This window comes from Brenneria sp. hezel4-2-4 (genome assembly GCF_013155275.1).
In the GTDB taxonomy this organism is placed as follows: Bacteria; Pseudomonadota; Gammaproteobacteria; order Enterobacterales; family Enterobacteriaceae; genus Brenneria.
The window spans coordinates 734,201-746,288 of the sequence record NZ_JABJXS010000001.1; the positions used below are offsets into that span (position 1 = coordinate 734,201).

The following is a 12,088-nucleotide window of genomic DNA, read 5'->3' on the forward strand; positions in this document are numbered from 1 at the left end:
GCATATTTACCAAGACAGCCGCGCTTTACCTGCCATACACTACACCGAACGCGGCTCAGCCAACAAAATAAAACAGGTTTTATCATGCCAACTGGTGTTCTCTTTGCTCTTTCCGCAGGATTACTGTGGGGATTAGTGTTTGTCAGTCCTCTGCTGGTGCCGGAGTATCCGGCCGCCTTGCAATCAACGGGACGCTACCTTGCCTTCGGCCTGATCGCCTTGCCGCTGGCCTGGCTGGATCGCCGCAGGCTGCGTCGGTTAACCCGTCAGGATTGGTGGGAAGCGGCCAAATTAACCACCGTCGGCAACCTGCTTTACTACTTTTTTCTGGCCAGCGCCATTCAGCGTACCGGTGCGCCGGTTTCAACCATGATTATCGGCACCTTGCCGGTGGTGATCGCCGTGACGGCCAATCTGCTCTACGGCCGCCAGGATGGTCGGGTATTATGGCGCCAACTGATACCGGCTCTGGCGCTAATCGCCACGGGGCTCGTTTGCGTCAATATCGCCGAATTGAAAGCCTTAGCGCTCACGCTGGACGTCTGGCGTTATGTCAGCGGTATCGCGCTGGCCTTTATAGCGGTTATCTGCTGGACCTGGTATCCGTTACGCAACGCCCGCTGGCTGCGCGACCACCCAGGCAGCAATCCCACCACCTGGGCGACGGCGCAAGGGCTGGTTACGCTGCCGCTGGCGCTGCTGGGATATCTGCTGGTTTGCGGCCATCTTGTTTTTACCCGCGAGGAATTCAGCCTGCCGTTCGGCCCCCGTCCCGCGGTGTTTATTCCGCTGATGGTGGCTATCGGTCTATTTTGCTCCTGGATGGGCACGCTGTGCTGGAATGAAGCCAGTCAACGGTTGCCGACCGTGCTGGTCGGCCCGCTGATCGTGTTCGAAACCCTGGCCGCCTTAACCTATGCCTTTATTCTGCGTCAATCCTGGCCGCCGTTGTTAACGCTGGGCGGCATACTCTGCCTGGTTGCAGGGGTGATTTATGCGATGAGAATCAAACCGAAACCGATGGTGGTGCCGGTGACGGTCGCGGACCCGGTGGGGAAATGAGTACGCATCAGCGCTCCGCGCATCACGCCCCGTGAGCCAACCGCTCGAACAACGCGGTCAATTGCTGCTCATCCCGCGCCCCCTGATGTTGGGCGGTGACGTTGCCGTTGCCGTCAATGATAAATGAGGTGGGCGTGCCAATCACCTGATAGCGCTCTTGGGTGATGCCAAGCTGATCGCGGATAACCGGGTAGCTGATGTTTTGCTGATCCACCAACGGGGAAATATCCACGCTGTCGGGATCGGTATTCACCGCCACCACCACTACGCTGTCAGCATAATCTTTGCTAAGCTTTTCCAGCGTGCCCATTTCGGCCAGGCACCCCCCGCAGCCCGAAGACCAGAAATTCAGGTAGACGCTTTTTCCCTGCCAGCGCGTCAGATCGACCGGTTGCCCTATCAGATCATACGCCGCCAGCGCCGGCGCTTTTGCCCCGACGCTGACCCGTTCTTCTTTACAGCCGCCAAGCAACGTCAGGATGGCCAACAGACAACTGACGATTAACCCGTTACGCCATGACATGATGATTCACCTCTTCGCCGAAATATTTACCGTGCTGTAAGCGGATAATGCGGTCGGCAAACTTACCCAGTTCAGGGTTGTGCGTCACCATTACGATGGTACGCCCCTGCCGGTGCAGATCTTTCAGCAGATCCAGCACCCGCTGTTCGTTCTCTTCATCCAGATTACCGGTCGGTTCATCGGCGAAAATGACCGGCGGTTCATTCACCAGCGCCCGGGCAATACACACCCGTTGCTGTTCGCCGCCGGAAAGCTGACTGGGTAAATGGCCGATGCGATGTTCCAGCCCTACCTGCTCCAGCACCCGCCGTGCGGCCGCCTCATCCACGATGCTGTGATAATGCTGCGCCAACATGATGTTTTCCAGCGCGGTTAAAAACGGGATCAGGTGGAATTGCTGAAAAACCAGTCCGATTTTATCGGCCCGAAATTTACGCCGCCCCTCTTCGTCCAACGCGGCGGCATCAATACCATCCAGCAGCACCTGGCCTTCGCTCACCGTATCCAGACAGGTGAGAATATTCATCAGCGTGGTTTTACCCGAGCCCGACGCGCCCATAATGGCGACAAACTCGCCGCGGGCGATGCGAATATTGATATTTTCCAGCGCGGTGACCTGTCCAAAGCGTTTATACAGCTCGCGGGTTTCAATCACCGCCTCGGGTGCCGGCTCCACGGCCGGAACATTTATTGATGGGCCCATCGCTACTCTCCTTTTAACACTTTAGCCGGTTCGACATGAATCGCCCGTCGGGTGGGAACAATGGCCGCGGCGGCGGCGACCAGCAGAGAGAGCGCCAGCGTCAGCGGGAAGACCGGCGCCCGCAGCGAGATCGTGGCATTGAAAACGGCCATCCCCAGAAGCTGCGCCAGCAGATACCCCAGCAGCCAGCCGCACACCACCGCCGCCAACGCGATAATCCCGGTTTCCGCCAGCATCTGACGGATGATATCCCGCCCGCTGGCGCCCAGCGCTTTCTGCAAGGCGAACTCGCGCGCCCGTTCCCCGACAATCGCCATCAGCGTCGTGTTTACGCACAGCGAGGACAGCACCAGAATGACGGCGGAAACCAGCCCCATCAGCCCTTTGATTTTATTCAGCACCTGGCCTTCAGACGCCGACACTTTGAGAATCGGGCGGATTTCCAACTGCGGATACTGTTGCTGTAAGCGCGCGGCGAATTGATCCACCTGCCCGAGATCGTTGCTGACGCTGAGCAGCGCATTGCTGATCGTCCCGGCTTTATCTAGCCATTTCTGCGCCAAATCCAGGTTCACAATCAGCATGTTGTCCGTGGCGTCGCCGGATTCCACGATGCCTTTAATCTGTAAACGCTGCCTGCTGCCCTCGCCCACCAGCGTAATGCCGTCGCCGACGTTAACGTTCAGCCGCTCCGCCAGCTTGACGCCGATCATCGCGTTGCGATCGTCAAAGCTGACGCCGATCCAGTTTCCTTTCACCTGCCAATAGGGCGCGAGCGGACGCAATGATTCAAACCACACCCCCATCAGCACCACTTTTTCCAGTTCGGTGCGCGCCATGCCGTACAGATACGGGCTGGCGGCATTGATTAACCCGGCCGGCGCATCATCCACGATCTGCTGAAAGGTCGGCTGGGGCAGCGAATTCCCGCGCGCCGGGCCGATGTAAAAGTTCGCTCCAAAGGTACGCAGTTCCTGACTCATTTTGGCGTTGATGTCGAAATACACCGCGGACATGGCGGTGACAATCGCCGCGCCGACCGTTAAGGCGGCAAACACCACGCTGACCCGCTGCATCCGCAGCCGTAGCGCGCGGATGACCAACCGCCAGAACATCCCGTTCATCCAGCCATTAGCGGCCATACAGCACCTCCACCGGATAGAGTTTGCTGATGCGCCGCGCCGGGAACCAAGTGCCGATCGCCGCAATCAGCACCGAAATCACCAGTACGCAGGGGATCACAATCCAGGCAAAGCTGAGCGGCACCCCAAACAGCATCAGGCCGATGGCTTTCGCCAGCCCCCAGCCCGCCACACAGCCGGCGATCCCGCCAAGCAGGCCGCTCAACGCCGCTTCCAGATAAAACAGCAGCATAATCTGCCACTGGCGGGCGCCCAGCGCTTTCATCAGGCCGATCTCTTTCGCCCGCTCCATAATGGTGCTGGTCATCAGCGAGGCAATGCCCATCGCCGCCGCCACCAGCGCCGCAAAGGTGACCACCGCCAGCAACAGCTGGATCTTATCAATCACCACCCCTTCCGAGGCGGCAACCTGCCAGATAGGTCGCACCACCGAACCGGAAATCGCCTCTTCCAGTTGATGGGCGATCGATGAAACATAGGCGGTGCAGTACCACAGGTCATACTCTTCAGCATTCAGCGCTTCCAGATTTTCACGCGCCCGGCGCGACAAATCATTCTCCGGCACCGTCAGCGCGGAAACGCGAATCGCCTGTATTTTTCCTTCCAGCCCCAGCAAGGCCTGCACCACCGCCAGCGGCATCACCAGTAGGTTTTCCTCCTCGCCGCCGCTGCTCAGAATGCCGCTGATCCGAACCGTGGTTTCGCCTTTCGGGCCGCGTAACCGCAACTGGCCGCCAGTCTGCCAGTTATTCTGCTGGGCCAGTTGCTTGCCGACCAGCGTCTCCGCCGCCGCGCCGTCAGTCACCGGCTCCCGCGGCCATTGACCGGCCACCTGCCAGTAAGGACTGACGGCGATCTGCCCGGTGCGATAGTCTTCTTCGTCCGGCACCGCCACCGGCTGTGAGAAAAAGGTGCCCAACACCGCCACCGGCTGTCCGTTTATCTCAACGTCGCCGCTCAGCAACGGCGCAAAGCCGACAATGTTGTTGCGCCAGAAAATATCTTTGATATTGGGCAGTTCCGACTCATCCAGAAAATCCTGCCCCTCCAGCGGATTGCTGCGCTCGCCGAACAACGCCGGAAGCGCCGCCTGCCCCGCCGGCTCAATCAGGATATTCGCGCCATAGGATTTCAGTTCGCGCGCCATTTTGTCGCCGATATCGATCGATACTGCCAACAGCGCCGAAATCAACCCCGCCGCCAGGAACACCGTCAATACCGCCAGCGATTTACGCCGGATATTTCTGCGCCAGGACTGACGTAACATGCGCCATAACATGATTATTCCCCTTCCGCTTGTTCGTCGGCCGCCGCCGCTGAACCGACATATTTAGCGGGGTTTGCGCGGAAGTGGTTGTAATTCGCTTCCGTCGAGAAGAAATAGGTTTTACCACCGTAGCGATACTTATGTTCGGCCTTCACGTTGGTCAGCCTGGAACCGTCCACCGGATCGACCACCTCCAGCGATATCACCGTGGTGAAATAGTTGACGCCCGCCGCCAGCGACGCCTGGCTAATCACCAGCTCATTGTCGTCATTGCTCCAGCCTTCGATCGGCACCGGGTTACAGCCCCCCGCCTTGCCGATGGAGGGAATGAAAATACGCACGTCGCAGGCCACGCAGATCACCTGATTACCTTCCATCACATAACCCTGATCGCCGCACAGCAGGCAGGCGTCGAACACTACGCCCAGCCGCAGCCGATCCGGATAGCGGTTAATGACGAAAAAACGCACCGCTTTGCCATCATCGGCAATCCACACAAACCGATGCAGTTTGCCGTCGCGAATCTGTTCGAGGGGAATATGCACCTTGCCATCGGCGGCCAGCGTCACCGGCAACGCTTCCGACAGCCGGGGGGGCTGTGAGGCGACTTTATCCCAGTAAAGCTGCGCCAGGACGATCGCCAGCAGCGCAATCAGCATAGCCAGCACCGTGCGGCGCACGTTGCGGTAATCGGCGGTGGCTTTGCGTCTGGCAATGGCTTCGGCGGCGGCCTGCATCCGTCGGCGCGCGCGTAATAACGGCAGCAGATAGCCGGCCGCCGTCACCGCCATCAATAGCGCGCTGAGATAATTTAATAAATAGGCGCTATTGGTGACCTGCGCCACATAGCTCAGACGCGGCTTGGTCAGCCCCAGCGCCTGTAGCTTCATCAATAACAACAGCAGGTTGCCGCTGATCGGCAACATTAATAACGCCGCCAGCAAAATCAGCAGCGGCCAGCGCAGTACGCCGAGACGCCGTACCATCATGCCGCAGAGCGCCGCGCTGAACGCCAGCCAGCCAAAAGCCGCCGCCACCGCGCTGAAATTCAGCAGCAGATCGGTATTCACCACATGGGTGTTGGTCAATGCGCTCAGGTTGGGATCGCCGCCCCAGTGGGCAGCCGCACCGGCAACCAATATTGCCTGCCATAGATAGCCGATACGTAAATGAGAGAAAAACTGACTGATAAGAAACAGCGCCAGGGTCAGCGCCTGGATGCCGGTCACCCAGAGTTGCAGTTGCTGGCCGTTGGGCATGCGAATACCCACTAGCGTACCCGCAATCAATGCCAGCAGCGTCGTCCAGACCAACGGCCTGATTTCAGGCGTGGAACGGTGGCTCCAGTTCAGCCCCAACAGCAATGCTATCGGCAGGAATGACTGTAGTGTGGTAACAAAGAAATAACTCATATTCCCTTCATCTTTCACGTTGCAGGTGCGTCGGCTTCCGCACCTTGAAATCTATCGGGTATCACAACGCACACGCAGACGAGAAAGCCCACGCCCCTGACACCATGACCGGCAGAGGCGTGGAACACTACCGCGATGAAAAGGCGCTCATCGCGGACGGGGCGATCACTTTAAACCGACATATTTGAAATCAAAGCTGACATCAAACGGTTTCCACCAGCGGCCGACACCGGTTTCGTCGTCGGTGTGACGGTGCATACCGGCTTTGGAAGGCGGGTCGATGTGGTAAACGACTTTGTAGTTGCCCACGCCCATCATTTTGATGTTCGCGCCATAGTGCGGGCCATCGCTGGCGACCATCGGCATAAACGTCCCTTCCTGCTTGGCGCCGGTATCGGTGTTAGTCAGGGTATAGGCGATGGTCAGAAACGGCATCCACTCACCGGCGCCGAATCCGTTTTTATTCCCTTCAACCGCGTGAATATCGGCTTCCAGATGGATATCCGCTTTTGCCGCCGGCAGCCCCATGCCACGGGGTTCCATATCAATCGGTTGCAGGTAAACCGCCGCGATTTCCAACTCATTTATGGTCACTGGCTCGCCGGCCGGATACTCTTCAAACGCCAACACCGCCGGCGCCGTGAAAATGCCGGCGATTAACGCGCCGGTAATCAGACTTTTTTGCATATTCATCAACCCATCCTCATATCATCAATGTCCCCGTCTTGTTTCAAATTACCGGCGTATTGGTTGCCTGCGCCTTGAAATCAATAGGGGGTGTAACGGCCGTTTCTGGTTATTTTTGCCTTTCACTGCATCCAGTATCAGATCGCCGCCGCCCTGCGCCGCATGATCCAAAGCGCGGCCAGGGCGGCGACCAACAGCACCCCTTGCGGTATTAAGGTTTCCACATAGGGATAAATACCCAACCCGCTGATTTCCGGTACGCCGGTCAGCAGTGTCGGTTCGAACAGTTTGCCTTCAATCAGTTCCAGTACCCCTTTGCCGGCAAAGACAAACGCCATCAGATACATGAAACAACCGGTGAACATAAAGAAAGGCTTAAGCGGCAGTTTAACCACCGTAAAGCGCATGATCAGATAGGCGATAATCAGGATCACGCAGCCAATGGCGAAGCCCGCCAGAATGGAAAGATGGCCGGCCAGATTGTTGGCGTCGCCCACCAGCGCGTAGTAGAACAGCACGGTTTCGGCGCCTTCGCGGTAAACCGCCAGGAAGCTGGTCAGCCACAGCCCCACCATCGAACCGCTGCTCAAAGAATGGGATAGTTTGCCTTCCAGATACGCTTTCCAGTGGCGGGCTTCCACTTTTGACAGCAGCCAGTAGCTCATAAAGAACAGCATCACCACGGCAATCAGCATCGTCACGCCTTCCAGCAGTTCGCGGCTGGCGCCCGAATTGGTGAACAGTAGCTGGAAAATCACCGCGGTAATCACGCTGCACGCCAGCGCGACATACACGGACTGACGGATTAACGGCAGTTTGTCGTGCTGATTATTCTTCACCAGATAGGCAACGATCGCCGCCACGATCAGCAGGGCTTCCAGCCCTTCGCGCACAATAATCAGCAGGCTGTAGATCAACAGGCTCCAGTGCGTTTCATTGCCCTCGCCCAACATATCGGCCGCTTTCGCCAGATCCTGTTTCAGCGCCTCGGCCTGAATTTGCAGTTGTTCAACCGGTTGTCCGGCATTCATCAGGCTGACCAGACGGGTAAAATAGCCCTCCAGCGTCGATTTGAACGCCGCATCGCGGGAACCGACTTTATTTTCCATTCCGGTGGCTTCGAACAGATCGAAGTAAGCATCCTGCACGGCTATCATCGCCGGTTTAACCTGCCCCTGCCGATAGGTTTCTATTGCCGCCAGAATGGCCTGATTAATATCGTCGGAAACGTTTACCCAGTTGGCATCCGGCGCATCGTCGGCAACGCCATCATCGGCCGATGGCGCCGTGACCGGCTGGCTGTCGCGCGTGGTGGGCAACCCCGGCAAGAGATCTTCAATATCCTGCAACAGGGTGGTGACCCGATAGGCCACTTCACTCATCTGGTCGGGCTGATTGGTCAGGGCAATCAGCGAGGTGAACTGTTGGTTAATCGCGGCGGCCTGCTGCGAGGAGCGATTTTGCCGCACCGACATTTCCATCTCGGAATTTTTAAACCCCTGATAATGCGCCGACTGCACGCTCTGACTGGCTTTTTTATACTCACCGGCCTGATAGTCGCTGACGGCCTGCGCCAGCCCGTCGTCAATAATTTTAAAGCTCTGCTGCCAGTACAAAGCGATGTCCGCGTTGTCATAAGCGCCGTGCTGCTGTTGCGCCACCAGCTTATGGCCGTCTGACAAGACCGGCAGAACCGCGTTCAGTTCGCCTTTCAGCCAGGACACTTTCGCCTGCACTTCCGCCAGCGGTTTTCCTTCGCCGATCATGCGGCGAATTTCGCCAAAGGTGGCTTCCAACTGATAGCTTTTTTGCGCGGAGATATTGATTCGGATCGGGCCTTCGAGGTTTTCAAACACTTCGAAATAGGCCATCTGTACTTCGGTGCGGGCTTCATCCGGCTTTTGCTGTTCATACAGTTGAGCCGTTTTATCCAGTCTGGATTCAATATCCTGGATAAAAGTAGCGTAATCCGTGGCGGCTGACGCCAGAGAACTGCCGACTAGCCAACACAATGCGAAGAAAAGTTTTTGCCAGGTAGACATAAGTGAAGGAAGCGCTAATGATATTTATTCTCATTATCACCCTGATAAACAGATATGTCTTGATTTACATCACGGAAAAATCGTTATTGATGCAAAAAAATTGTAACATCTTGTTCCACCTCTTCCATTTGCCGCAACGCATCGAGAGTGGCATAGGCTTCCTGTTCATCTAACAGGCTCATGGCAAACCCGACATGAACCAGTACCCAACGGCCAATCAGTTGATCGCTGTTGATGCCGTCCGCAACCAACGCAATGTTCACCTCGCGCCGGACGCCGCAAACATCGACCCACGCCAGCTGTTGCTCGACGGACGCCAGCTCGACAACCTTTCCCGGAATACCCAGACACATGATGCTTTTCCATTAATGATTTGAAGAATAAAGTACCTAGCAATTTCTATGCCAATAAATAAAAAATGAGGTTGAATCTAGCGCCGACACCCTGATGATTAGCCGTTTCTTTACATTAAGCTTGAGAAGATTTACATAAAACGCCGGTTTTTTAGCCTGTTTGATGCCCCCCTTTTCTATCGTCGTCACCCTTGATTTTACTATCGTCAAAAGTGTCGAAACCGCTCCGGGGGGATCGCTCGTCACTAGTGTCGAATGACACGGCATCGCCGTCATTTTCAATAACGCCTTTGCGCTCAATCCCTTATCTAATGCGGCCTGCCCTATCCACGCGCCTGACGTGGCACGAAATATGCTTTACGCAGCCAACCTTAATAGAATCCCCCGGAGGGTATGGCTATGAACCGCTTCGTCATTGCGGAGCCTAAACGCTGTATCGGCTGCAATACCTGCATGGCCGCCTGTACGCAGGTGCATCGCCGCCAGGGATTGCAGACGCATCCGCGGCTGACGGTAGAGCGCGACATCACGGGCACCGCGCCGGTGTTATGTCGACATTGTGAAGAGGCGCCCTGCGCCAAAGTCTGTCCGGTAAACGCCATTACGCATCAGGATCAGGCGGTGGTATTAGACGAAAGCACCTGCATCGGCTGCAAACTGTGCGCCATCGCCTGTCCTTTTGGCGCGATTACGCCGTCAGGCAGTAAACCGGTCGCCATTCCGGACACCTTCGACCAGCACATTCCTTTATCCCTGCTTTCCGACGTGCCGGTCAGCGTGGCGTCCGTCAATCCGTTTCTGGCCTGGAATGCCGGGATACGCAGCGTCGCGGTGAAATGCGATTTGTGCGCCTTTCAGGCCCAGGGGCCGGAATGCGTGCGCGTCTGTCCGACCGATGCTCTGCTGGTCATCGACGATAGCCAAATCGAACAGGCGGCTGCCGCAAAACGCCGGCAGGCGATGGATTGGCCCGCTGGCAACATACCGTTCCCGCCCGCCGCAACCGAACGGGAGAATAAACGATGATGACTTCACTGGAATGGTTGGCGTGGGCGCTGGCCCTTTATCTGGCGGGCGCGGCGCTGTCGCTGTGTCTGTTTCGTCTCGAATCCCTGGTCATTCCGCTCAATGCGCTGCTTACGGCGCTCGGCGGGCTGTGCGCCATCGCCTCGGCGCTGCCGGTATTGCGCGACAATGTGACGTTAACCGCCGCCGTGGCGACGCCGTTTTCCGCTTTCGCGCCGCTCACCCTGCGTCTGGACGCGCTGGCCGCGCTGATGATGCTCATCATCTCGCTGCTGACGATCGTCATCGCGCTCTATTCGCTGGCCTATCTGCGGGAATACCGCAGACGCGCCGGGTTCATCGGTTGGTTTATGAACCTGTTGGTTGCCGCCATGCTGGCGCTGGTGTGCGTGGATAACGCCGCTTACTTTATTATTCTGTTCGAGGCGATGACGCTGTGCGCCTGCGCGCTGATGCTGTGCGGGCGCAACGGCGAGCCCGGGGCGGGAACGGGCTATTTTTTCAGCGCGCATATCGGCATCGTGCTGGTCATACTGGCGTTCTGGCTGCTGTATCGCCAGAGCAACAGTCTTGATTTCGCCGACTTTCGCCAGCTCTCCCTGTCGGCCTCCCGGGCGTCCGGCGTGTTTGTGCTGGCCTTTGCAGGGTTCGGCGTCACGGCCGGCCTGGTTCCGCTGCACGGCTGGCTGCCGCGCGGTCTGCCGGCGGCGCCGTCCCACGCCTCGGCGCTGCTCGCCGGCGTGATGGTGAAGATCGGCCTTTTCGGCATCATCAAAGTGGCGATCGACCTGCTCGGCGCCACCGAAATCTGGTGGGGCGTCATGGTGATGCTGTTCGGCGCCGCGTCCGCGGTATTGGGCGGGCTATATGGGTTGGCGGAACACAACATCAAGCGCGTACTGGCTTACCACACGGTTGAAAATGTCGGCATCATTCTACTGGGCATCGGCGTGGGTATGGTGGGGATTGCCAGCCGCCAGCCGTTACTGGCGGCGCTCGGCCTGCTGGGCGGGCTTTACCATATGCTCAACCACACGGTATTCAAAGGGCTGCTGTTTCTCGGCGCGGGTTCGGTTATTTACCGTCTGCATATCAAAGATATGGAACGAATGGGCGGGCTGGCGCGGCTGATGCCTTATACCGCCGTGACCTTCCTGATCGGCTGTATGGCGATTTCCGCGCTGCCGCCGCTGAACGGCTTTGTCAGCGAATGGTTTACCTATCAGTCGCTGTTTATGCTCAGTCAGGATAGTCGCCTGCCGCTGCGTCTGGTGGCGCCGCTTATTATCGTGGTGCTGGCGATAGTCGGCGCGCTGGCGGCCATGTGCTGCGTGAAATTATACGGCATTACCTTTTCAGCCGCTCCCCGCAGCGCCGCCGCCGCCGAAGCGCGCGAAGTCCCGTGGGCCATGCGGGCGGCCACGCTGCTGCTGGCGCTGCTCTGCATCCTGCTGGGCCTCGGCGCCAGCGAGGTGGCGCCCGTTATCCTGCGCGTGGCCGTCAGCCTGACCGGCGCCGACGCGCTCGCCGTCGCCCAGGGCGGCCTGTTGTTCCCCGGCTCCCCCGACCAGACCTCGCTGTCGATGCCGCTGATCTTTATCCTGCTGCTGGCCTTGCCGATCCTGCCGGTGCTGATTTACCTCGGCGCGAAAGGCTCGCGCCTGGCGTTTCGCCGGCACGGTACGCCGTGGGCCTGCGGCTATGCCTATGAAAACGATATGGCGGTTTCCGCCGCCAGCTTTACCCAACCCTTGCGCGTGATGTTCGCGCCGTTCTACCGCCTGCGCGCCTGGCGGTGGCCGGGCGTCGCCTCGTCACAGGACACGCATTCTTCATCCGCTGCGGGAGAACATCATGATCGCTGAAACCCC

The 12,088-nt window shown here is 58.1% G+C and carries 11 protein-coding genes; 3 read left to right on the top strand and 8 right to left on the bottom strand.

The features are described 5' to 3' along the window. Positions 1–84: 84 nt before the first annotated feature. Positions 85–1,062: a DMT family transporter gene (locus tag HOY33_RS03390; RefSeq protein ID WP_172288535.1), complete on the top strand. Its 978-nt coding sequence runs from the start codon at positions 85–87 to the stop codon at positions 1,060–1,062. 22 nt (positions 1,063–1,084) lie between these two features. Here HOY33_RS03390 and HOY33_RS03395 read toward each other — a convergent pair whose 3' ends face one another. The 8 genes from HOY33_RS03395 to hybG all read right to left on the bottom strand — a co-directional run bounded on the left by HOY33_RS03395 (position 1,085) and on the right by hybG (position 9,191). Further along, positions 1,085–1,585, bottom strand: a complete 501-nt coding sequence (locus tag HOY33_RS03395; protein WP_172288537.1) for a TlpA disulfide reductase family protein — start codon at positions 1,583–1,585, stop codon at positions 1,085–1,087. Continuing rightward, positions 1,572–2,288, bottom strand: coding sequence for an ABC transporter ATP-binding protein (locus HOY33_RS03400; protein WP_172288539.1), 717 nt, complete (start codon positions 2,286–2,288; stop codon positions 1,572–1,574). The genes HOY33_RS03395 and HOY33_RS03400 overlap by 14 nt, the downstream gene beginning before the upstream one ends. 2 nt (positions 2,289–2,290) lie before the next feature. Beyond that, positions 2,291–3,403 carry an ABC transporter permease gene (locus HOY33_RS03405; protein WP_172288840.1) on the bottom strand — a complete coding sequence of 371 codons (1,113 nt, stop codon included), beginning with the start codon at positions 3,401–3,403 and terminating at the stop codon, positions 2,291–2,293. A gap of 16 nt (positions 3,404–3,419) precedes the next feature. Continuing rightward, positions 3,420–4,709 carry an ABC transporter permease gene (locus tag HOY33_RS03410; RefSeq protein WP_172288541.1) on the bottom strand — a complete coding sequence of 430 codons (1,290 nt, stop codon included), beginning with the start codon at positions 4,707–4,709 and terminating at the stop codon, positions 3,420–3,422. A gap of 2 nt (positions 4,710–4,711) precedes the next feature. Further along, entirely contained in the window at positions 4,712–6,109 is a 1,398-nt protein-coding gene (locus HOY33_RS03415) for a Fe-S-containing protein (protein WP_172288543.1), read from the bottom strand. Between the two features lie 165 nt (positions 6,110–6,274). Continuing rightward, positions 6,275–6,802, bottom strand: a complete 528-nt coding sequence (locus HOY33_RS03420; protein ID WP_172288545.1) for an iron transporter — start codon at positions 6,800–6,802, stop codon at positions 6,275–6,277. A gap of 131 nt (positions 6,803–6,933) precedes the next feature. Continuing rightward, positions 6,934–8,838, bottom strand: a complete 1,905-nt coding sequence (locus HOY33_RS03425; RefSeq protein WP_172288547.1) for an FTR1 family protein — start codon at positions 8,836–8,838, stop codon at positions 6,934–6,936. A gap of 83 nt (positions 8,839–8,921) precedes the next feature. Then, positions 8,922–9,191, bottom strand: a complete 270-nt coding sequence (gene hybG, locus HOY33_RS03430; protein ID WP_172288549.1) for a hydrogenase maturation factor HybG — start codon at positions 9,189–9,191, stop codon at positions 8,922–8,924. Between the two features lie 399 nt (positions 9,192–9,590). Here hybG and HOY33_RS03435 point away from each other — a divergent pair, with 399 nt between their 5' ends. Beyond that, positions 9,591–10,217, top strand: a complete 627-nt coding sequence (locus HOY33_RS03435) for a 4Fe-4S dicluster domain-containing protein (RefSeq protein ID WP_172288551.1) — start codon at positions 9,591–9,593, stop codon at positions 10,215–10,217. Next, on the top strand, positions 10,214–12,082 hold the full coding sequence (hyfB, locus tag HOY33_RS03440) for a hydrogenase 4 subunit B (RefSeq protein WP_172288553.1): 1,869 nt from the start codon (positions 10,214–10,216) through the stop codon (positions 12,080–12,082). The genes HOY33_RS03435 and hyfB overlap by 4 nt, the downstream gene beginning before the upstream one ends. Positions 12,083–12,088 lie beyond the last annotated feature (6 nt).

Bases quoted from the DNA above. Each gene is read 5' to 3' on its own strand.
- HOY33_RS03390 (WP_172288535.1), top strand. From the start codon at position 85: ATGCCAACTGGTGTTCTCTTTGCTCTTTCCGCAGGATTACTGTGGGGA.
- HOY33_RS03395 (WP_172288537.1), bottom strand. From the start codon at position 1,585: ATGTCATGGCGTAACGGGTTAATCGTCAGTTGTCTGTTGGCCATCCTG.
- HOY33_RS03400 (WP_172288539.1), bottom strand. From the start codon at position 2,288: ATGGGCCCATCAATAAATGTTCCGGCCGTGGAGCCGGCACCCGAGGCG.
- HOY33_RS03405 (WP_172288840.1), bottom strand. From the start codon at position 3,403: ATGTTCTGGCGGTTGGTCATCCGCGCGCTACGGCTGCGGATGCAGCGG.
- HOY33_RS03410 (WP_172288541.1), bottom strand. From the start codon at position 4,709: ATGTTATGGCGCATGTTACGTCAGTCCTGGCGCAGAAATATCCGGCGT.
- HOY33_RS03415 (WP_172288543.1), bottom strand. From the start codon at position 6,109: ATGAGTTATTTCTTTGTTACCACACTACAGTCATTCCTGCCGATAGCA.
- HOY33_RS03420 (WP_172288545.1), bottom strand. From the start codon at position 6,802: ATGAATATGCAAAAAAGTCTGATTACCGGCGCGTTAATCGCCGGCATT.
- HOY33_RS03425 (WP_172288547.1), bottom strand. From the start codon at position 8,838: ATGTCTACCTGGCAAAAACTTTTCTTCGCATTGTGTTGGCTAGTCGGC.
- hybG (WP_172288549.1), bottom strand. From the start codon at position 9,191: ATGTGTCTGGGTATTCCGGGAAAGGTTGTCGAGCTGGCGTCCGTCGAG.
- HOY33_RS03435 (WP_172288551.1), top strand. From the start codon at position 9,591: ATGAACCGCTTCGTCATTGCGGAGCCTAAACGCTGTATCGGCTGCAAT.
- hyfB (WP_172288553.1), top strand. From the start codon at position 10,214: ATGATGACTTCACTGGAATGGTTGGCGTGGGCGCTGGCCCTTTATCTG.